Origin of the sequence: Campylobacter gastrosuis, from assembly GCF_030249845.1 — a bacterium.
GTDB classification, from domain to species: Bacteria; Campylobacterota; Campylobacteria; order Campylobacterales; family Campylobacteraceae; genus Campylobacter_A; species Campylobacter_A gastrosuis.
In genome coordinates, this window is record NZ_JANURM010000006.1 from 36,055 (window position 1) to 57,967 (window position 21,913).

Here is a 21,913-nt window from a genome sequence, read left to right on the forward strand (position 1 = left end):
CCACGCCTTGCTACTTTTTGTTAAAAAGCTACAAATTTATCACTTCTTAACGCTTAAAATTCTCTCAATCCTAGCCTTTATCTCATCGCTACCAAGCACTTCAAGCACTTCAAAAATTGACGGACTTACACTTGTGCCAGTTAGGCTTACACGAAGTGCTTGTGCTAAATCTTTTAGTTTTAAATCGTTTTGTGCTAAGAATTCATTTGTCAGCGTTTCATAGCCTTTTGCGTCTAAATTTAGCGTTAAAATCTCTTTAAATTTGGCTAAAATTTCAAGGCTTTGTGGTGTGATAAATTTCTCACACGCCTTTTCATCGTAACTTTGTGGGGCGTTTATTATTGCAAGTGCTGCGTTTTTCATATCAATTAGCGTTTTTGAACGCTCTCTTAAAATATTTAAAAGCAGTTCGCCCTTTGGATGTGCCTTAAAATCCACGCCAAACTGGGCCATATCACGTGCCAAACGCTCATACGGCAGGGTTTTAATGTAGTGTGCATTTAGCCAGTCAAGCTTTTGGGCGTTGTAGGTGCTTGAACTCTTGTTTATATCGTGCGGGTCAAAGTATTTAAGCATATCAGCCATACTAAAAATTTCATCATCGCCGTGGCTCCAACCAAGTCGTACCAAGAAATTTAGCAAGGCTTCTGGCAAATAACCCATACGTTTATACTCCATTACATCGGTTGCGCCGTGCCTTTTGCTAAGTTTTTTGCCGTCCTCGCCGTTTATCATAGCAACGTGAAAAAACTCTGGAATTTTAAACCCAAGTGCTTCGTATAAAACTATCTGCTTTGGCGTGTTTGAAAGGTGATCATCGCCTCTAATTACGTGTGTAACGCCCATTAAAGCGTCATCAACGACAACGACAAAATTATAAGTCGGAGTGCCGTCACTTCGTGCGATGATAAAGTCATCTAAAATGTCAGCTACGTTAAATTTCACATCGCCTTTTATGCCGTCTTTAAAGGCTATCTCGCCCGCAAGTGGTGCTTTTATGCGAATAACTGGCTCTATCCCAGCTGGTGGCGTGCCTTTAAAATCCCTATATCTGCCGTCATATTTTGGGCGCTCTTTTCTGGCTTCTTGCTCTGCCCTAAGCGCGTCAAGCTCCTCTTTGCTCATATAGCATTTGTATGCCTTGCCCTCATCAAGCAGTTTTTGCACGAATTTAGCGTAAATATCAAAGCGTTTTGACTGATACTCAACCTCGCCGTCGTAATCAAGCCCACACCAATCAAACGCCTCACGTATCGCTATTGTCGCCTCTTCTGAGTTGCGTTTTAAATCGGTATCTTCAATACGAAGTAGGAATTTACCACCATTTGCCCTAGCATAAAGATAGCTATAAAGTGCCGTCCTAAGTCCGCCGATATGTAGGTATCCAGTCGGACTTGGTGCAAATCTTGTAACAATCATTTTTAAACCTTAAAATTTTTATGTTATAATCGGCAAAATTATATTTACAAATTACTTAAAAAAGGTTTTGTTATGTTTAAAAAGGCTATTTTTGCGTCTTTAATTTGCAGTTTTGCTTTGGCTTCACAAATGGTAAATGGCATTGTCGCTGTCGTTGAGAACGAGCCAATCACGCTTTTTGAGATAAACAAGGTAAAAGAACAGCTAAAAATCAGCGACCAAAAGGCGTTTGATTTGCTGATAAAAGATAGGTTAGAACAGGCACAAATTAAAAATTTAGCAATTAGCACAACCGCCTTTGAGATAAATCAAAAAATAGAGCAAATCGCAAAGCAAAATGGGCTTACGATGTCGCAGTTTAGGGATGAAATTGAGCTAAAACAGGGCATAAAATTTAGCGATTTTAAAAAGGATATTGAGCGTTCAATCTTGCAAGAAAAACTCTATAAAAACATATTTTCAGAGATAGGCAAAAATTTAAACGAAGATAACGCAAGGTCGTTTTTTGAAGCAAACAAGGGCGATTTTAGCATATTTAAAAGCATTGATGTTACGCTTTTTAAGGCAAATAACGAAAACCTAGCAAAGGCACAAATAAGGGCTGGGGCAAAGGCGATAAGTGGCGTAAGGGCTGAAAATTTACACTTTGAATACGCTAACATAAACCCACGAATCGCAGGGATTTTAGCCGCAACGCCAGTTGGGTCTTTTACGCAAATTTTAAAGTCGCCAGATAGCTTTGATACATTTTACGTAAGGGCAAAAACTGGCTCACAAGTGCCAAATTTTGAGGACGTTAAAGAGCAAATTTTCTCACTTTTATACTCAATGGAGCAAGAAAAAACTGCCGCTGACTACTTTGAAAAGCTAAGAGCAAAGGCAAAAATCAAGATGATAAGACCGCTTTAAGAAAAAATTTGGCGAGAAAATCGCCAAATTTTAAAGCGACTAAAACAGCGAATTTAAGAGCAGATACTCTTGTAAAACGTTTTGTTCTTTGATGTTTTTATTTACGTGAAGCACGAAGTAGCCGATACGTTTTTGGTTTGCATCAATTAGTGGCGATGAGGCAAAAAAGTGCGTTTTGTAATTAAAAAAGTCGCTTGATTTTAGATCAAAATCCTTTAAAATCGGCAGTAAATTTAGATTTGCACTCGCAAAATTTACAACATAATAATTTGGCAAAAGATTATCCGCCTCTCGTTTTTGCTGTGAGTAAATCAAATCCTTATCAAGCAAAACAAAAAGGTCAATGCCTTGGTCTTTAAAAAATCTGCTAACGTGGTCAAAATCAAGCATAACTTCAATCGTGCCTAGCTTTAAACTGCCCTTTGTAACGTTTGAAACAGCCCTAATAAACGTCCCGCCAACGCCACTTTCAATCCCAGTAACTGGCTTTTTATGCTTGTCAGCTTCAAGCAAAAGATAGCGAAATGATGAGAGGCTATCGCCGTAATTTTGCGGGCTCCAATGCCTTAAATAGCTTCTTAAATCATTTGTGTGAATGTGAATTTTAATGTTTTTATACATTAAAACCTGACTTAAATTCTCAACAATCTCGTTAATGTTTTTTATGCAAACTTCACGCTCTTTGTTAAAGCACTCCTGCACCCTATCATTTTGCCCTAAAAGCACGGCAAGAGCCATTGATGAGAGCTTTTGATCGTCAATATTTTTATGGAGTTGTTTAATCTGATAATCAAAGAAAATTTTTACCGAGTTTAGCTCACGCTCGTTCGTGTAGGATTTATAAAAAAATGCGATTAATGCGAGTAAAAAAACGAAAAAACTAGCGACACAAACGACAAAAATACGTCTTTTCATAGTGCCTTTACCAGCTCTTTGCAAAACTCATCAAAGCTAGGCGGATTTATCGTGCCTTTTCTTACCGCCTCGCCCCAAACGCTGTTTGGATAGTAGCTATCAAGCTCAAACCTAGCCATTACGTGAATATGCACGTGCGGATAGAAATTGCCAAAACTAGCGATATTAATTTTAGTCGGATTATAAAATTTTCGCATAACCTGCTCGGTTATCATCATCGCTTCAAATAGCCTATTTCTAGTCTTTTCATCACAATCTGTAATCTCTTTAAATTTCTGTTTTGTAAAAATTTTAACCCAAGGCACCTCGTTATACTCACGCTCAATCATTATAAATTCATCTTCGTAAATCATCGCTAATCCTTTTTTGCCATTTTAGCAAAAAATTACAAAAATGGCACTAAATTTTTAATGCTCGTTAAACAAAATAATATAAATGTTACAAAATAACATATCTCTTATAAAGCCCAAAATTTGGGGCTAAATTTATTTTTTATATTGATTAAAATCAACGAAATTTAATAAAAATTTATATAACATTAAAATTGCAATCTATCGTAAGGAGAAAATATGAATAGACGAGATTTTATAAAATCAGCCGCTGCAAGTGCTGCTTGTGTGAGTGCTGGGGTTAGCTTACCAAGTAACCTAGCCGCAAACGAAGGCAAAGATGGCTGGCGTTGGGATAAAGCGACTTGTCGTTTTTGCGGGACTGGCTGTGGCATTATGGTCGCTACAAAAGCTGGTAAAATCGTAGCCATAAAAGGCGACCCAGAAGCCCCTGTAAATCGTGGTTTAAACTGCATTAAAGGCTATTTTAACGCTAAGATTATGTATGGCGAAGACCGCATTACAAAGCCACTTTTAAGAGTAAATGAAAAGGGCGAGTTTGACAAAAAGGGTAAATTTAAAGAGGTAAGCTGGCAAAAGGCGTTTGATGTTATGGAGGCGCAGTTTAGAAAGGCTTACAATGAGCTTGGTCCTCACGGAGTTGGAATTTTAGGCTCTGGGCAATATACGATTATGGAGGGCTACACCGCTGCTAAGCTTATGAAAGCTGGTTTTAGAAGCAATAACATTGACCCAAATGCAAGGCATTGTATGGCGTCAGCGGTCGTGGCGTTTATGCAGGTTTTTGGCGTTGATGAGCCTGCTGGCTGTTATGATGATATTGAGCTAACAGATACAATCGTAACTTGGGGCGCAAATATGGCTGAAATGCACCCGATTTTATGGGCAAGGATAAGCGATAAAAAGCTAAGCAATCCAGAGCGCGTAAAGGTCGTAAATTTAAGCACATATTCAAACAGAACCTCAAACCTAGCCGACATTGAGCTTATCTTTAAACCTTCAACCGACCTTGCTATTTGGAATTTCATCGCTCGTGAGATAGTTTATAACCACCCTGAGCTAATGGATATTGATTTTGTCAAAAAGCACTGCGTATTTGCCACTGGACCAGTTGATATTGGCTATGGTTTAAGACCAAACATAAATCACCCAAAATACAAGCCAAGCGAGCTTGATACCGCTGCAAAAGAGAAGTCAAAAATCTTAACCGAGGCCGAGGGCGTTACTTTGGCATATTTAGGGCTAAAAAAGGGCGACACACTTGAAAATAAAAACACAGCCACCGCTGGTAACCACTGGCATATCAGCTTTGATGAGTTTAAAAAAGCCCTAGCACCTTACACACTTGATTTTGTCGCAAGTGTCGCAAAGGGCGATGATAACGAGAGCATTGAGAGCTTTAAAGAAAAGCTACAAAATTTAGCAAATTTATACATTGAGAAAAACCGCAAAGTCGTTAGCTTTTGGACTATGGGATTTAACCAGCACCAGCGTGGTACTTGGGTAAATGAACAAGCCTATATGGTGCATTTCTTACTTGGCAAACACGCACAGCCGGGCTGTGGGGCATTCTCTCTAACTGGTCAGCCATCAGCTTGTGGCACAGCACGTGAAGTTGGCACATTCGTTCATCGCCTCCCAGCTGATATGGTGGTAAATAATCCAAAACACAGAGAGATTAGCGAGGGCATTTGGAAGCTACCAAAAGACACACTAAACGGCGTGCCGGGCTCTCATTATATGAAAATGCTACGTGATTTAGAAGATGGCAAGAATAAATTTATTTGGGTGCAAGTAAATAACCCTTGGCAAAATTCAGCCAACGCAAACCACTGGATAAAAGCAGCACGTGAAATGGATAACTTCATCGTTGTTAGCGACCCATATCCCGGAATTTCAGCCAAAGTCGCCGACTTAATCTTGCCAACTGCGATGATTTATGAAAAATGGGGAGCTTACGGCAACGCCGAACGCCGAACTCAACACTGGCGTCAGCAAGTCCTGCCAGTTGGCGAGGCGATGAGCGATACTTGGCAGATGTTTGAGTTTGCAAAACGCTTTAAAATCAAAGAATTTTGGGGCGAAGTAAAGCTAAATGATAAAGTAACCTTGCCAAACGTTTTAGAAGCTGCAAAGGCTATGGGCTATGATGAAAACGCCACGCTTTTTGACGTGCTTTTTGCAAACGATGAAGCAAAAAGCTACCCTGTAAAAGACGCTGTTATGGAGAATTTTGACAATTCAGAGGTCTTTGGCGATAGCAGAAATGTAGTAGGTAGCGATGGAGAGGTGTTTAAAGGCTACGGATTTTTCGTGCAAAAATACCTTTGGGAGGAGTATAGAAAATTTGGCGTAGGTCACGGACACGATTTAGCCGAGTTTGACGCATATCACAAGGTGCGTGGTTTAAGGTGGCCAGTGGTTAATGGCAAAGAGACACTTTGGCGATTTAATACCGAGTTTGACCCTTATGCTAAAAAAGCCGCACCAAATGAAAAATTCGCATTTTATGGCAATAAAAATGCCTCAATGCCAAGTGGCAACCTAAAAGGCGTAACCGATAAAGAAAAAACCCCACTGCCAAATAAGGCAAAAATTTTCTTTCGCCCATATATGGAGCCTTGCGAAACGCCAACAAGCGAGTATCCATTTTGGCTTTGCACGGGTCGCGTGCTAGAACACTGGCACTCTGGCACGATGACAATGCGTGTGCCAGAGCTTTACAGAGCCGTCCCAGAGGCACTTTGCTATATGCACGAAGATGACGCTAGTAAGCTTGGCGTGGCTAAAAACGATATCGTTTGGGTTGAGAGTCGCCGTGGTAAGGTAAAGGCAAAAGTAGAAACAAACGGCAGAAATAAGCCACCAGTTGGACTTGTTTATGTGCCTTGGTTTGATGAAAATGTCTATATAAATAAAGTTTGTCTTGACGCAACCTGCCCTATCTCAAAAGAGACGGACTTTAAAAAGTGTGCCGTTAAAATTTACAAGGCTTAAAATTGCAAAGACGTGAAGTGTTAAAATTTAGCGTTAAGGCGATCTCACTTGCAGTGGCTGGTGGCTTAATTTGGCAAAAATCAGCAACCGCAAGTCAGCCGACCCTGCTTCGCCCACCAGCAGCAAAAAGTGAGAAAGAATTTCTAGCTAGTTGCATTCGCTGTGGGCTTTGCGTGGTGGCTTGTCCGTTTGATACGCTAAAATTAGCCGAGTTTGGCAGTGATATAAGCACTGGCACACCATATTTTACGCCTCGCAAAACACCTTGTTATATGTGCGGGGCAGCGCCTTGCGTGCCAGCCTGTCCAACGGACGCACTTGATATAAAGACCATTAGCAAAGAGGGCAAGATTGACATTAGCCTAGCTAGAATGGGCGTTGCTGTTGTTGACATGAAAAACTGCGTAGCATTTTGGGGCATTCAATGTGATGCGTGTTACAGGGCTTGTCCGTTAATTGACAGAGCCATAAAGCTTGAATACAGGCGAAACGAACGCACACAAAAACACGCATTTTTACTACCAGTGGTTGATAGCGATGTATGCACTGGCTGTGGTGTATGCGAGAGAGCTTGTATCACGCAAAAACCAGCCATTATCGTTTTTGAGCGAGATAGAGCCTTAGGAGCGGTAAGAGATGATTATATTAAGGGCTGGGATAAAAAAGATGAAGCTAGGATAGATGATGATTTTACGCCAAATCCGAGCATAAAAAAGGCAAAAGACTACCTAAATAGCGGAGAATTTTAATGAAAATCGTAATTTTAAGAAGATTAACTCAACTTACAATTTTATCGCTATTTGTGCTTGGTAACTTTTACGGCGTTAAAATTTTACTTGGCGATTTTAGTGCTTCAACGCTTTTTGGTGTGCATTTAGCCGACCCGTTTGCGGTTATTCAGCTCTTACTTGCTGGATTTTCGCTTGGGGCAAATGCGATTTTTGGGGCGTTTATCGTTGCTATTTTTTACGCACTCATCGCACCTCGTGCATTTTGTGGCTGGGTTTGTCCGGTAAATTTTCTAAGCGAATTAGCATTTAATTTAAGGGCAAAATTTGGCTCAACAAACCAAAAAAGGGTGCTAAATTTAAGCAAAAACGCAAGATATTATCTACTTGCATTTAGCCTAATCTTTTCAGCTATTTTTGGCTTTGCCGCCTTTGAGAGCGTTAGTCAAGTTGGGCTTTTAGTGCGTAGCATTGTCTTTTTACAAGGCTCATTTTTTGGTATAGTACTTTGTATTTTAGTCTTTGAAATTTTCATATTTTCACGTGGCATTTGCTCACACATTTGCCCGCTTGGTGCATTTTATGCGATTATCTCAAAATTTTCACTAATTCGCATATCGCACAATTTTCAAAACTGCACCAAATGCAACAAATGCAAGGTCGTCTGCCCAGAAAATCAAGTGCTTGATATGATAGCAAAACGCAATGATTTTGTCAGAAATTCAGAGTGTATTAGCTGTGGGCGTTGCATTGATGTTTGCGATGATGACGCTCTAAATTTTAATATTATAAGGAGAAAACAATGAAATTTAAAGCAATTTCTGCCGCCTTTTTGGCGATTTTTTTAGCAGCTTGTGCGATTTCATCAAAGCAGGTTAGCGATGATGAGATTGGACTTAGAAAAATTTCGCTACTTGATGAGCAAGATGTCAGCATAAAGGATATAAACTGGACAGCACAGCCAGCTGGTATGTCAAAAAAGCTTGACCGCTCGTTTGAGAACGCACCGCCATTTATCTCTCACGATATTGAAGGTATGGTGCCAATTACAAAGGATTTAAATATGTGCACCACCTGCCATTTGCCTGAATTTGCCAAAGATGCTGGTGCTACGCCAGTGCCAAAGTCGCACCTTTATGATTTAAGAAATAACAAAGACAAGGGCGGTGTGCTTCACGATGAGCGATTTGTTTGCACGACCTGCCACGTCCCACAAGCAAATGTTAATGCCCCAAAAGCCAACAGCTTTAAAGCCGATTTTAGAGATAAAAACGGCAACACAAAGTCAAATTTGCTTGAAGTTTTAAATGACGGCGTAAAATAATTGAAACGGCGTGAAATTTTTAAGAAAATTTTGGGTGCAAAAGACGCACCCAAAACGATAAATCCGCCCTATTTTAGCGGTGTTTTTGACTGCATTGATTGTAGTGCTAGTTGCGTTAAAAGCTGTGAACGTGAGCTTTTAAGCTTTGACGACGTTAGCGTTAGTTTTAGCGTTAAAAATTTAGGCTGTAATTTTTGCAAAAAGTGTGCCTTAGCGTGTGAAGATTTAGGCAAAGATGTGCTAAATTTAAAGCACGAAGCAAAAATAGAAGCAAAAACAAGCATTGATGTAAGCACCTGCTTAGCGTGGAGCGGTGTCGTGTGTAGTAGCTGTCTTGATAGCTGTCGCTATAAAGGCATTGATTTTTTGGGGCTTTTTCGCCCAGTGATTAATCAAAACTGCATAAATTGTGGCGAGTGCTTAAATGTGTGCTTTAAAGGCTCAATAAAAATGCAAGGGATTTAGATGAATATTTCAAGTGTGATTATAAATTTAAAAGATGAGAGCGTTAAAAACGCTGTTTTAGACGATTTATCAAGGCTAGATGAGTGCGAGCTAGTAACAAACGAGGGCGCAAAAATCATCTGCTTAATAAACGCAAAAGATATAGATGACGAGATTAGAATTTTTAGAGCCATTGAAGCCATAAAGGGCGTAAATAGCGTAACAATGGCGTTTAGCTACCAAGAAGATTTAGATTTTAGCCCAGAGAGCTTTAAAATTCATCAAATGCTAAACGATGAAAACTTAAACGCTCAAAACATAGTCTATAACGGACACGTCGGCTTTAAAATCAAGTAGTTGAGTAGTTTTAGCTAAATTTGTAAAATTTTCATCACAAATTTGCAAAAATTCTTACAAATTACGTTAAAATAAAGCCATTTTAGGAGTGTTTATGGCTAAGCTTTTTTCGCCGCTACAAATCGGCAAAATTTCAGTAAAAAACCGCATTGTTATGCCGCCTATGTGCCTTTATAAGGTTAGCTTAGATGATGGCAAACCAACCAAATTTCACACCGACCACTACACAGCAAGAGCCTTAGGCGGAGTTGGGCTAATCATCGTTGAAGCCACCGCTGTTTTGCCAGAGGGTAGGATTACAAACGCCGACCTTGGACTTTGGAGCGATGAGCAGGTTTTAGCTCACAAAAATTTAGTTGATAGCCTAAAATTTTACGATTTAAAAGTAGGCATTCAACTCGCTCACGCAGGGCGAAAGAGTATGTGCGTTGATAGCACGCCACTTTCAAGCTGTGAGATAAAATTTGATGAAAACTACAAAACCCCAAAAAATATGAGCCTTGATGAGATTGATAATTTCAAACAAAGCTTTGTAAGCTCAGCCATAAAAGCTCAAAAGGCTGGTTATGACTTAATTGAAATTCACGCCGCTCACGGCTATTTACTCAACCAATTTTTAAGCAAAAAACTAAACCAACGAGATGATAAATACAAAGACGGCTCGCTACTTTTAAAAGAAATTTTAACCCAAGTAAAGGCAAATGTCAGCTGTGCCGTTGGCGTTAGACTTAGTGCTACAACTTACCAAAGCGATGATTACGGCTTAGATGAGTGCGTAAAACTTTGTGTGGAGCTTGAAAAAACTGGCGCTGATTTTTTACATATCTCATCAGGTGGCGTCTATGCAAACCCAGATATATCGCTAAAAATCGCACCGCTTTATCAAGCGGAATTTGCAAAAGCAGTAAAAAAAGCGGTAAAAATTCCAGTCATCGCCGTTGGCTTAATCAAAACTGGCAGTGAGGGTGAAGCCCTGCTACTTGGCGATGTTTGCGATTTAGTCGCTTACGGCAGAGAGCTTTTAAAAGAGCCAAATTTAGCCTATAAAATGGCTAGTGAGCTAAACGAAAAAAGTCTAATTGAAAATTCATACCAAAGAGCATTTTAAAGGGGGATAGATGAAGCAAAAACATTATGAAGTAGTGGTAGTTGGCGGTGGGATTAGTGGCTGTGCGCTGTTTTATTCACTTGCAAATTTTTCAGACATTAAAAGCGTTGCCTTGCTTGAAAAATACGAAGGCATCGCTACTTTAAACACAAAGGGGACGTGTAATTCACAAACCATTCATTGTGGCGACATTGAGACAAACTACACCGAAGCAAAGGCAAGAAAGGTCGCACAAATCGCTAAAATGCCCGTAAAATACGGACTAAAATATGGCTACAACGAGAAATTTATGTTCTCTCATCAAAAAATGGTTCTTGGCGTTGGCGATGATGAAGTGGCAAAAATCAGGGCTAGGTTTGAAATTTTTAAGGAGATTTATCCAAATTTAGAGCTGTTTGAGAGAGAGGATATTAAAAATTTAGAGCCAAACCTGCTTTTTGATGAACACGGCAAAGAAAGAGGCGAAAACATCGTATCTATGGGCGTTAGAGGCGGAGAATACACGACAATGGACTTTGGTGCTATGAGTGAGTCCCTAATTAAAAACGCAAAGCAAATCGGCGGCGACGGATTTGAGGTTTATCTAAATTCAGAAGTCTTAGATATTAAAAAAATCGGCGATACATTTTACTTAAAAACAAGCGATAACGCCTCAATCACAGCCAGTGCCGTTGTCGTTGATGCAGGGACTTACTCGCTCTATCTTGCCCATAAAATGGGCTATGGGCTACATTTAAGCACCCTGCCTATCGCTGGTAGCTTTTACTTCTCAAACCGCAAAATTCTAAACGGCAAGGTCTATATGGTGCAAAACGACAAGCTCCCATTTGCAGCACTTCACGGAGACCCTGATATCCTAGCTGGTGGTAAAACTCGCTTTGGCCCAACAGCACTTGTCTTGCCAAAACTTGAAAGATACCACGGACTAGGCAGTTTCTTTGACTTTTTTGAAACGCTCAAACTTGATAAAAACGTCCTAAAAGTCTTTTACACGCTCTTAAAAGATAGCGATATTAGAAACTACGTGTTTAGAAATTTCTTATTTGAAGTGCCTATCTTAAATAAGAAAATTTTCGTTAAAGACGCCCGTAAAATCGTGCCTAGCTTAAAAGAAGATGAACTTAGCTATGCTAAAAATTTTGGTGGAGTAAGACCTCAGGTAATTGATAAAAACACTGGCAGGTTAGAATTTGGCGAAGGCAGGATTAGCACAGAAGATGGCATTATCTTTAATATGACGCCAAGTCCGGGTGCCACAAGCTGTTTTGACACGGCAAAAAACGACTTAATGCAGGTTTGCAAATACCTAAATCGTGAATTTTTAGCCGATAAATTTCAAAGTGAGCTTTGTGATTAATTTTTTAAATAATAATTTTTATTATTTAGTTTATATTAAAAATTTGGCGTTATAATTGCCAAACTTAAAAATTAAAGGAGACAAAATGTCAAAAGTTATAGCACAACTAAACCAAATCCAAGCCGATGCACACGCATTATACGTGAAATTTCACGACCTACACTGGAATGTAAAAGGCATTCAGTTTTTTAGCGTTCATGAATACACAGAAAAAGCCTACGACGATATGAGCGAAATTTTTGACGCTGTGGCTGAAAGAGCCTTAATGCTTGGCGGTCGCCCAGTCGTTAAACAAGATGAGCTTTTAAAGCTATCTCACGTAAAATATGATGTTAAAGATAGCTACACACCAACAGAAGTTTTAGAGCTAGTTTTAGCCGATTACAAGCACCTTTTAGCCGAGTTTAAAAAGCTTGATGAGTTAGCAGAAGGCGACAGCACTACTCAAACTTACGCACAAGATGAAATTGCAAAATACGAAAAAGCAATTTGGATGCTAAACGCCACGCTAGGCAGATAAATTTTGGGGGCAAACCCCCAAAATTTACCACTTTTTTAAAAATCTACTTAAAATTTAAAGCCAAATTTTGCTAAAATCACACAAATTTTACAAAAAAGGCAGACAATGATAAACCTAAAACTTCTTGAAAATAACTACGAAAAATTTGTATCAAAGCTAAACGCAAAAAAGGTAAGCTCTGATCTTATAAAAGAGCTACTTGATACGTTTAATACGCTTAAAAAAGAGCGATTAGAGCTTGAAAATTTGCAGTCCTTTCAAAACGCAAAGAGCAAAGAGCTTGGCGAACTAGCAAGAAACAAAGCCGACACGACAGCCCTAAAAGACGAGCTTAGCAAAAATAAAGAGCAGATGATAAAGCAAAACGAAGCGGTTAAAATTTTAGAAGCAAAGCTTGATGAGATCGCTAGTTGCGTGCCAAATATCATTGACGATGACGTCCCACTTGGAGAGGACGAAAACGACAACGTCTGCATAAAAGAGGTTTTAACGCCACCAATTTTTGACTTTGAACCAAAGGCACACTACGAGCTAACGCCAGAGCTTGATTTTGAGCGTGGGGCGAAAATTTCAGGCTCACGCTTTACGATTTTAAGGGGCGAAATGGCAAAGCTTAGCCGCGCTCTGGTAAATTATATGATTGATTTTAACCAAGCTCGTGGCTTTGAGCTTGTAAATGTGCCGTTTTTGGTAAATGCAAACACGCTTTATGGCACAGGGCAGTTGCCAAAATTTAAAGATGACCTTTATAAGGTTGATGATGAGGACTTGTATCTTATCCCAACTAGCGAGGTGCCTGTTACAAATATCTACAACGACGAGATTATTGACGCGCAAAATTTACCCATAAAAATGACTTGCTACTCGGCGTGTTTTAGAAAAGAAGCGGGCAGTGCTGGTCATGATACACGAGGTATGATACGCCAACACCAGTTTGAAAAGGTGGAGCTTGTAAGCATAACTCACCCTGATGATAGCGAGAAAGTGTTACAAGAAATGGTTGATTGTGCTTCGGATTTGCTAAAATCTCTTGGCTTAGCGCACCGACATATGCTACTTTGTAGCGGAGATTTGGGCTTTGGCGCGGCAAAGACCATTGACCTTGAAGTGTGGCTACCGGGGCAAAATAAATATAGAGAGATTAGCTCGGTTTCAAACACGCGCGATTTTCAAGCAAGACGCGCTAAAATCCGCTACAAGCAAGATGGCAAAAACGCCCTAGTTCATACGCTAAACGGATCAAGCCTAGCCGTTGGCAGGACGCTAATTGCAATCATTGAAAACTACCAAAAAGCCGACGGCACTATTGAAATTCCAGACGTGCTTAAAAGGTATATGTAGTGGCAAACGAAGAGGTAGTAATCCTAAAACCACCCGGCGAAGAAAAGCCACCAGAAGAGCTTGTTTCGCTTGATGAGCTTAGCGGCGCTAATGATGATGAGGGGCAAAAGCCAGAGATAAAAGATGAGATAAAAGAGCCAAAATTTAGCAAAAAAAAGCTAATCATCATCGCTGGTGTTGCCATTTTTGTCATTATTTTAATCGTAATTTTACTACTTCTTTTAACCAAAAAAGAGCCAAAACACGCAGACACAGCGGACTTAGCACAGCAGATAAAGCGAAGCTATCCGACTAAAAATTTTAACGCCTCAAACATTGATGAGATGATAAGCAAGGCAAACGAGCTTTACGAGCGTGGGGATAAATTTGAAGCGCTTAAAATTTATGAAAACATAGCCACCCAAAGCCAGTCGCTTTCAAGCTATAATTTAGGCGTTTCACAGATGAAACAGGGGCGTTGTGATGAGGCGATTAACAGCTTTGCAAAAGCAATACACAACAAAGAAAACACGAGCGTTTCAGCCATAAACGCTGCCGTTTGCTCGCTCATCTTAAAAAACGATAAAAATTTTAACTACTACATTGATTTAGCAAACTCATTTTTGCAAAACGAAGCGGACGCACCGCTTTATAGCTACTATTTTGCGTTAATTAATTACTACAAAGGCAACTACATTGAGGCACTTCACGCCCTAAATCACCCAAGTAGCGAGTATTACAGGGACAAATACGACTATTTAGCAGGTAAAATTTTAGCCTCGCTTGGGCGGATTGATGAGGCGATAGCTAGACTTGAAAGACAGCGTGAATTTGACGCAAATTTCACACTATCACAGCTTTATGCGATAAAGGCAGATTACGCTAAATCAAGGGATTATCTGCAAAAAGCGGCTAAAAATACGACAAATCCGGACTTAATAAAAATGACAGCTAGTATAATTGATTTAAAGACCGGATATTTTAGCGACGCAGCCGGATTTTTGGGCGAAATTTTTAGACTTGATGCGAGTTTGCCCTCTAAATTTTATAAGATAAAAGCTGTGCTAAATCCAGAAATTTTTGACTTAAATCTCGCTCAAATGCACTTTTCAAACGATATGTTTTTTAACAAAATTAGGCGCTATGAAACGCTTTTTTACTTTGCGCCCTACAAGGTTTTTAACGCAAAACAGACAATGGAGCAAATCAGAAAGGGCGGTATGAGCGTGTTTTTAGATGATACAAGCACGGCAAACGAGTATCTTAAAAATTCGCAAAACATTTCATCAGTTAATTACGAGCTTTCAAACGCAATCGCAAAAGCCCTAAACTACCGCTTAAAAGAGGCAAATGCCGATTTTGCAAGGCTGGTTAAGAGCTATCCAGAGCACTCAATTTTGCACTATAACCTAGCGCTCACTTACGCCCAGCTTGGCAATTTTAGCCTTGCAGCAAAGCACTTTGGCACGAGCTATCATCTTGATCCGACAAACTACCTAGCAGGGGCTTTTCACGCCATTTCAACCGATATCACAAACACACTAAACCCAAAATTCATCGCTCAAATGAGTGAAAATTTAGAGAACGACCCAAACATAAAAACGCCGAATTTATACAACTCACTGCTTGATTTAATCTCTGAAAACAGCTCATCTTTGGTGCGATTTTTAGAAGAGCCAAAGGAGCAAAGTATGCTAAATTTAGCCTTTGATGCGATCATAGCTAAAACGATATCCCAAGATGAGCTAATGCAAAAAAAGACGGCTAAGTTGGTTGAAATTTTACCAGATGACATCGTGGCAAATATCTTAAATTTCATCGCTCTAAACGATGAAAACAATGTAAAAAAATACGCCCTAGCGGTGCAAAAATATTTTAAAAACCGCAAACTAAACGAGGAGAGCTTTTATCACGGAGCAAGCATAATCAAAAAACAATACATAAAACTACTGCAAATTTCAGGGCTTTTATTTTACGAGCGCGATAAAATCATCGCAAAACTAAAAAACGCACCAGCTAATACAAACCTGCTCTCAACCCTAGCCTACATACAAATTTTCACGAATGAATTTAGGCAGAGTTTTGAGATTTATAACCGCCTGATTGATGAGTTTAAGGTTGATGACGCTGGGACGCTGTTTTTAGCGAGCGTGGCAGCCACTGGGGCAAACGAGCCAAATAACGCAATCGCCCTGCTTGAACTCACTCGCCTAAGCGACCCATCAGCGATTGAAAACCGCATAGCGCTTGGCTTTTTATATCATCAAATAAACAACATAAACGCCGCAATCACGCAATATGTGCAAGTAGGCAACACAAGCTACAAGAGCGAATTTTACGATTTTATGATTGAAAATTAAATTTTAAATTAAGCCAAAAGTATGTACTGGGCTACGTTTAAAAATGCCTTGTTTAAATCACTAGCCAAAACAAACAAAACTCACAAAGCTAGGCTTTATCTCACCCTTAATAAACTTACTCAAATGCTAAAATCATAAACTTAATCGCTAAAATTTTGCAAAAACTAACCTGCTCTGATTAAACAAAAAGCACGTGTATCACGCTTAATAAAAATAAATGGCTTAAAATCTGTTGCCACGTTTGAGAAAATTATATGTGTGCATTCGCACCTAAAATTGCCCTGCAAACACTTGCTAAAATAACCCGTATTTATAAAATCATTAACTATACATTTAAAATCACTCGCTAAAAATGCAAATTTATCATCACGACCACGCATTTTTAGCTATTAATCGTTAAAAAAAGAGGGGGCTTAGCCCTTAAATTATTTTAAAATTTTCTCGCCCCCAGCAGGCAAAATTCCACGCTTTTTCATCTCTTTAACAAGATTTTTACTCGCCTTTTTTGTCGTTTCAATATCGGCATTTAGCCCACCAGCTAACGAAAACAGCCAGTATTTGTGTATCTCAACCCACTCAACTAGCTTATTTACCTTCTCAATCTTGCTCTCGCTTGGAGCAACTGAAATTTTGGCAAGTTCTAGCTCTTGGTAATAAACAGAAATTGAAACGATATTTTCTAAAACCGAGCTAAATTTTTTCTTTGCAATGATATCTTTAACCTTATCAATCTTATTTACAAGCCTTAATAGCTTTGAAAATAACTTTTCAGTGATTTTATTTTCATTTCTAAGCTTAATAATTGCATCAATATCCTCAACAACAGCCAAAAATGTCTCTTCAATCTTTGATTTAACAAAGCTCTCTATTTTTAGCTTTCGCTCAATCACATCAAACGACCTTTTTAAATAGATATTTATATCCCTTTGATTTACCATTTTTATCTGCGGTAATTTTTTAGGTTTTTTATCCTTTAAAAGCCTGTCAGTAACCGCTAAAAACGGCTCTTCAATTGAGCCTTCAATCCTAGCACCGCCTTCTGTGCAGTTGTATGTTTTTATATCGTTATTGTTATTTGAGCTAATATCTCGCTCATATTGATTTTTAAATTTCTCCCAAACATAGGTCGTTCTTACAACACCCTCACCACCATAAGCCTTAATATAAATCTCCTCATCATCTTGCTTAAAAGCGTGTCCAGTGGCGTGAGATTTACCATCAGGAGAAAATGCCAAATCCTGCCCAATTAAAATGATATTTTTATGCCCTAAAACATAGGCTAGTTGGTAGGCTTGATTTGCCGTTGAATGTCCGATACCAAGATAGCCAAAACGCCCAAGCCCAAATAAAATTTCACTTGCCTGTGGTCTTATTGTGAGTGCTAATTTTCGTGGTTTTATGTTTTTTATGGTTTGCTGGTGAGTTAAAGATGCGACAATAAAAAATATATCATCATCAAAGCCTTTATATCGTTTTTTAAAAAACGATGAAGTCGCCACAACTCGTTCAATTGACGTAACATAGTCTGGCTTAATGCCGTGCTTTGCTAGTATCGGATAAGACGCATCAACGCTAATTATCGTCGCATAAGGTGCTACCTTTTTTAAAAGTGGTAGTTGTTTATCAAGACTAGGTCCAGTGGCTACAATTATTGCCGTATCCATAAGCTCGTGGCGTTTATTAACTATATCTTTATAAGCATATCCAGTTATCATATCCGGTAAATTTTCAATGTGCTGCCTAATGCCAATTAACATATCATCAATGCTATTACCAGTATTTGCCACCATTTGCGAAATCGCCTTTGCAAAGTCCTTATTTACTCTCTCATAATCATCTGAAAAATCATCATAAAATGTCGTGTGAATGTGCAAATCATAAAGCTTAACATATCTATTTACCTCTGATTTTGAGATAATGTAGTAAAAATGTGCGTATTGAGCGAGTTTTGAATAAAACAAAATCAAGCGACCACTTGCAAGCTCAGCCGATAAATCAACTATGTTTAAAATCGCATAAATTATCTCAACTTCTGGCTCAACAACGACAATAAATTCGTGAGTTTTATTAAACAAAAGCCCCTTGTAAAGTATGGCATTACCAAGCCCATAAAAGTATAAAACAGGGTATCTTTTATATTTTTTTTCTATATCTTCAAGCATTGCCTCAACGTCCTTTGCAGGGTGGTCATAGACGTATTTTAATGTTTGTTTGTTGATGATATTTATATCAATTGGGTCGTTTTTATTTACGAAAATTTCATATTTATCTTGGCTATCCATCGCAAAAAGTCTAGTCGCTAAAATCTCATCTTGCTGAAACAAAGCTTGTAAATTTTTTTCAAAAATCGGATTTTCAATCCCAACTAATTTTGCTCTTTTTTTCTCATCTTTTTTCACAAAATATCCTTTAAAAATTTTATCTATCTATCGGCAAAATTTATCTATTGTTTAGCCTTTTTGTTTAGAATTATATTATTTTTATTTATAAAAAGAGAAAATTATGAAAATTTTAGTAAAAAATTATCTGGATTTAGACAAAACTCAAAGCGATGAAATTTTAAAAATCAGAAATTTAAAACACATAGTAAATGCAAGTTTAAACCAAAATGAGATCACAAAATCACAGCACGAAAATTTTATAATCTCACTAAAAAACTCTAAAAATAGCCACTATTTTGCCATTTTTTCAGACGATGAGATTATTGGCGGAGTGCATTTTGTTTTAAAAAATGAGCCGACTTGGGGATTGTTTTTTAAACCAAATACAAATGCAATTTTAATAAGTGCAATCACTCTAAAATTTTTAGAATTTTGCTTTAAAAGGTGCGAAATTTTAAACGCAAGCGTGAAAAAACAAAATGAAAATGCCTTGAAATTTGATAAAAATTTCGGCTTTAAAATCACTTCTAACGATGATAACTTCTATCATTTATCTCAAAGAAAAGATGAATTTCACTATCATTTAAAAACAGAGCTAATGCAAAAAATCGCAAAAATCGCCGATGAGTTTATGATTAGCTTTGATGATTTATCATAAAAAGCTTCTTTGCAAACTCAAAATCATCTGGCGTATCAATATCGCAAACCAAATGCCTTGCTAACACAAAAGCCCGTGAATACGGAGCAAACATCGCTTTAATATCAAGCCACGCCTGACGTTTGCCAAAATAAAACTGCCCAGCGTCGTGATAGGCACGCTCTAAGTCCTGTGAACGGACATTTTCAAACTCTGGGTGAAACATTTTCACATACGAATTTTCATCAAGCTTAAACGCTCTTTGGATAGCAAAACTAAACTCAGTCGCTGAGAATAAAAATTCACACGAAACGCCCTTAAACTGGGCATACGCACTTGCTAAAATATCTGGCGTCAAAAGCGGAGCAGTCGCATAAAGACAGCAAATCTCGCTAAATTCATCGCCCATTTTAACAATCGCATCACGCACCACATCAGAGCTAGTAGCAAAGTCATCGCTAAGTTTAGCCTCACGCATAAATGGCACTTTTGCTCCGTATTTAACGGCAATCTCAGCGATTTTTTCATCATCGGTGCTAACGATAACCTCATCAAAAATAGCCGAATTTAACGCATTTTTAATGCTGTAAGCAATGAGTGGCAGACCGCAAAAATCCTTGATATTTTTATGTGGTATCCGCTTGCTACCACCCCTTGCTGGTATCACACAAAGTCGCATTTTACGCCCTTTTTGCAAATTTTTCTAAAATTTCAAGCACATTTTTTGCCACAAATTTAGCATCCGCCTCACTCATACCTTGATGACAAGGCAAACTAAGCTCTCTGGCGTAAAAATTTTCAGCATTTTTAAGGCTTAAAGTGCCGTATTTTTGGGTATAAAAGCTAAATTTATAGGTCGGCTTGTAATGCACCTGAACGCCAACGCCATTTTCGTAAAGCTCTTTAAAAATTTCACGCTTAAACTTAACTAATTTCTCATCTAAAAGCACAGCATAAAGGTGTCTAGAACTCTTAAATTCCGGTTTTATTAATGTGAAAAACTCGCAATTTTTAAAGCATTCATCATAAAATTTAGCCACTTTTTCACGTGTTTCTATCATCTCATCAAGCCTTTTTAGCTGTGAAATTCCCAAAGCACAAGCAACATCACTAAGTCGGTAGTTAAAGCCGAGCAAACTCATATCGCTATCCCAAAGCTCGGTTTTAGTAATGCCGTGAGAGCGGTAAAGTCTTGCAAGACGCGCGAATTCATCGCTATTTGTAGCGATAGCACCGCCTTCAAAGGTTGTAATTGGCTTGATTGCGTGAAAGCTAAAAATGCTAATATCGGCGTGATTACCCACTTTTTCGCCATTAAACTCGCTCCCAAGTGCGTGAGAAGCGTCATCTAGTAAGAAAATTCCGTGTCTTTTTGCTATCTCTTTTAGCTTTAAAATCTCAACCGATTTGCCACCAAAATCAACAGCCGTTATCACTTTTGTGCGTTTTGTAATGAGATTTTCTATCAATTTCTCATCAATATTACCATCCATTTTAATATCGCAAAACTTAACATCAGCCCCACACATTAACGCCGCATTTGCAGTGGCCACAAAGGTTAAAGGCGTGGTGATGACATCATCGCCACTCTTAACGCCAAAAATCAAATACGCCACGTGAAGTGCCGAAGTAGCCGAGTTCATCACGACCACGTGCTTTATGCCGGTGTAGTTTTGCAGTGCCTTTTCAAACTCGCTAACCTTATCTCCGCCAGTTAAAAAATCGCCCCTTAAAGCCTCGCAAACTGCCTGTATATCGGCATTTGTGATTTGTTGCCTACTATAAGGTATCATAAATCTCCAATCATCTTTAAAAGCCCGTTTTTATCAAGCCAAATTTTATTTTTATCCGAGCTGTATTCAAAGTCCGGGGCGACTTTTACGCCCTTTTCGCCTAGCATATTTTTTGAAAAATCGTTGCCGACATTTGTAAATTTTATTGAGGGCGAGATGACAAAATGATCGCTAAATTCGTAGGTTAAGTGCGCGTCATCCTTGCTAATCATCGCTTCGTGCATCTTTTCACCCGGGCGAATTCCGATGATTTTTATGCCTAAATTTGGAGCTAACGCTTTTGCTAAATCTGGCATCGTCATTGAGGGGATTTTAGGGATAAAAATCTCGCCACCGCTCATTCGCTTAAAGTTTTTAAGCACAAAATTTACACCTTGTTCTAACGTAATCCAAAACCTTGTCATATCAGGGTGCGTGATAGGTAGCTCTTTTACGCCCTCGCTAATTAGGCGTTTAAAAAGTGGGACGACCGAGCCACGAGAGCCGACGACATTGCCATATCTTACGACCGCAAAGCGCGTTTTTTTCGTGCCTGAGATATTATTTGCCGCGACAAAAAGCTTATCGCTTGCTAGTTTTGTTGCGCCGTATAAATTTACTGGGTTGCACGCCTTGTCAGTTGATAGTGCGATGACCTTGCTAACGTCGTTTTCTAGGGCTGCGTTGATGACATTTGAGGCACCATTTATGTTGGTTTTTATGCACTCCATTGGGTTGTATTCAGCGATTGGCACGTGCTTGATTGCGGCTGCGTGAATGACGTAATCAACGCCGTTCATCGCCGTTTTCAAGCGGTCTTCATCACGCACATCGCCGATGAAATACCGCATAACTGGGGCGTTAAAAATTTGAGCCATTTCATATTGTTTTAGCTCATCTCGTGAGTAGATGATTAGCCGTTTTGGCTTGTATTTTTTTAGCAAAATTTCAGTGTATTTTTTGCCAAAACTGCCTGTGCCACCGGTGATTAGGATTGATTTATCATTAAACATTT

General features: G+C 38.9%; 20 protein-coding genes. 13 read left to right on the top strand and 7 right to left on the bottom strand.

Features of this window, described 5'->3' with window-relative positions; genetic code table 11:
- Positions 1-39: 39 nt before the first annotated feature.
- On the bottom strand, positions 40-1,419 hold the full coding sequence (gene gltX / locus NYG85_RS06295) for a glutamate--tRNA ligase (protein WP_284937645.1): 1,380 nt from the start codon (positions 1,417-1,419) through the stop codon (positions 40-42).
- Between the two features lie 72 nt (positions 1,420-1,491).
- Here gltX and NYG85_RS06300 point away from each other — a divergent pair, with 72 nt between their 5' ends.
- Positions 1,492-2,328, top strand: a complete 837-nt coding sequence (locus NYG85_RS06300; protein WP_284937646.1) for a peptidylprolyl isomerase — start codon at positions 1,492-1,494, stop codon at positions 2,326-2,328.
- 39 nt (positions 2,329-2,367) lie between these two features.
- On the opposite strand, the gene NYG85_RS06305 is transcribed toward NYG85_RS06300, so the two are convergent.
- Together NYG85_RS06305 and NYG85_RS06310 are read right to left on the bottom strand one after the other, a co-directional pair.
- Positions 2,368-3,243 carry a cache domain-containing protein gene (locus tag NYG85_RS06305; protein ID WP_284937647.1) on the bottom strand — a complete coding sequence of 292 codons (876 nt, stop codon included), beginning with the start codon at positions 3,241-3,243 and terminating at the stop codon, positions 2,368-2,370.
- Positions 3,240-3,596: an HIT family protein gene (locus NYG85_RS06310; RefSeq protein ID WP_284937648.1), complete on the bottom strand. Its 357-nt coding sequence runs from the start codon at positions 3,594-3,596 to the stop codon at positions 3,240-3,242. The genes NYG85_RS06305 and NYG85_RS06310 overlap by 4 nt, the downstream gene beginning before the upstream one ends.
- A gap of 216 nt (positions 3,597-3,812) precedes the next feature.
- Here NYG85_RS06310 and napA point away from each other — a divergent pair, with 216 nt between their 5' ends.
- The 11 genes from napA (at position 3,813) to NYG85_RS06365 (ending at position 16,108) form a co-directional block, all read left to right on the top strand.
- Positions 3,813-6,590: a nitrate reductase catalytic subunit NapA gene (napA, locus tag NYG85_RS06315; RefSeq protein ID WP_284937649.1), complete on the top strand. Its 2,778-nt coding sequence runs from the start codon at positions 3,813-3,815 to the stop codon at positions 6,588-6,590.
- 2 nt (positions 6,591-6,592) lie between these two features.
- Complete coding sequence (gene napG / locus NYG85_RS06320; protein WP_284937650.1) at positions 6,593-7,339, top strand: ferredoxin-type protein NapG; 747 nt, start codon at positions 6,593-6,595, stop codon at positions 7,337-7,339.
- Positions 7,339-8,124: a quinol dehydrogenase ferredoxin subunit NapH gene (napH, locus tag NYG85_RS06325; protein ID WP_284937651.1), complete on the top strand. Its 786-nt coding sequence runs from the start codon at positions 7,339-7,341 to the stop codon at positions 8,122-8,124. The genes napG and napH overlap by 1 nt, the downstream gene beginning before the upstream one ends.
- The gene (locus NYG85_RS06330; protein WP_284937652.1) at positions 8,121-8,642 is read left to right on the top strand and encodes a nitrate reductase cytochrome c-type subunit; all 522 of its coding nucleotides are present in this window, start codon (positions 8,121-8,123) and stop codon (positions 8,640-8,642) included. Before napH ends, NYG85_RS06330 begins: the two co-directional genes overlap by 4 nt.
- Positions 8,643-9,107, top strand: coding sequence for a 4Fe-4S dicluster domain-containing protein (locus tag NYG85_RS06335; RefSeq protein ID WP_284937653.1), 465 nt, complete (start codon positions 8,643-8,645; stop codon positions 9,105-9,107).
- Entirely contained in the window at positions 9,108-9,443 is a 336-nt protein-coding gene (locus NYG85_RS06340; protein ID WP_284937654.1) for a chaperone NapD, read from the top strand.
- Between the two features lie 94 nt (positions 9,444-9,537).
- Positions 9,538-10,551, top strand: a complete 1,014-nt coding sequence (locus tag NYG85_RS06345; RefSeq protein WP_284937655.1) for an oxidoreductase — start codon at positions 9,538-9,540, stop codon at positions 10,549-10,551.
- 10 nt (positions 10,552-10,561) lie between these two features.
- Positions 10,562-11,908 carry an FAD-dependent oxidoreductase gene (locus tag NYG85_RS06350; RefSeq protein ID WP_284937656.1) on the top strand — a complete coding sequence of 449 codons (1,347 nt, stop codon included), beginning with the start codon at positions 10,562-10,564 and terminating at the stop codon, positions 11,906-11,908.
- 85 nt (positions 11,909-11,993) lie between these two features.
- Positions 11,994-12,428, top strand: a complete 435-nt coding sequence (locus tag NYG85_RS06355) for a Dps family protein (protein WP_284937657.1) — start codon at positions 11,994-11,996, stop codon at positions 12,426-12,428.
- Positions 12,429-12,533: 105 nt separating this feature from the next.
- Positions 12,534-13,769, top strand: a complete 1,236-nt coding sequence (serS, locus tag NYG85_RS06360; protein WP_284937658.1) for a serine--tRNA ligase — start codon at positions 12,534-12,536, stop codon at positions 13,767-13,769.
- On the top strand, positions 13,769-16,108 hold the full coding sequence (locus NYG85_RS06365) for a tetratricopeptide repeat protein (protein ID WP_284937659.1): 2,340 nt from the start codon (positions 13,769-13,771) through the stop codon (positions 16,106-16,108). Before serS ends, NYG85_RS06365 begins: the two co-directional genes overlap by 1 nt.
- A 425-nt stretch (positions 16,109-16,533) precedes the next feature.
- Here the strand turns inward: NYG85_RS06365 and NYG85_RS06370 are convergent, their stop codons facing one another.
- On the bottom strand, positions 16,534-18,507 hold the full coding sequence (locus NYG85_RS06370) for a motility associated factor glycosyltransferase family protein (RefSeq protein WP_284937660.1): 1,974 nt from the start codon (positions 18,505-18,507) through the stop codon (positions 16,534-16,536).
- Positions 18,508-18,610: 103 nt separating this feature from the next.
- On the opposite strand from NYG85_RS06370, the gene NYG85_RS06375 reads away from it, so the two are divergent.
- The gene (locus NYG85_RS06375) at positions 18,611-19,147 is read left to right on the top strand and encodes a GNAT family N-acetyltransferase (protein ID WP_284937661.1); all 537 of its coding nucleotides are present in this window, start codon (positions 18,611-18,613) and stop codon (positions 19,145-19,147) included.
- Here NYG85_RS06375 and pseF read toward each other — a convergent pair.
- Genes pseF through pseB form a run of 3 tightly spaced genes read right to left on the bottom strand, consistent with a single transcriptional unit; the run spans position 19,125 to position 21,911 of the window.
- Positions 19,125-19,805, bottom strand: coding sequence for a pseudaminic acid cytidylyltransferase (gene pseF, locus NYG85_RS06380; RefSeq protein ID WP_284937662.1), 681 nt, complete (start codon positions 19,803-19,805; stop codon positions 19,125-19,127). The genes NYG85_RS06375 and pseF overlap by 23 nt on opposite strands.
- 1 nt (position 19,806) lies before the next feature.
- Positions 19,807-20,919: a UDP-4-amino-4,6-dideoxy-N-acetyl-beta-L-altrosamine transaminase gene (gene pseC, locus NYG85_RS06385; protein ID WP_284937663.1), complete on the bottom strand. Its 1,113-nt coding sequence runs from the start codon at positions 20,917-20,919 to the stop codon at positions 19,807-19,809.
- A complete protein-coding gene (gene pseB, locus NYG85_RS06390) occupies positions 20,916-21,911 on the bottom strand; it encodes a UDP-N-acetylglucosamine 4,6-dehydratase (inverting) (RefSeq protein WP_284937664.1) in 996 nt (331 codons plus the stop codon). The genes pseC and pseB overlap by 4 nt, the downstream gene beginning before the upstream one ends.
- Positions 21,912-21,913 lie beyond the last annotated feature (2 nt).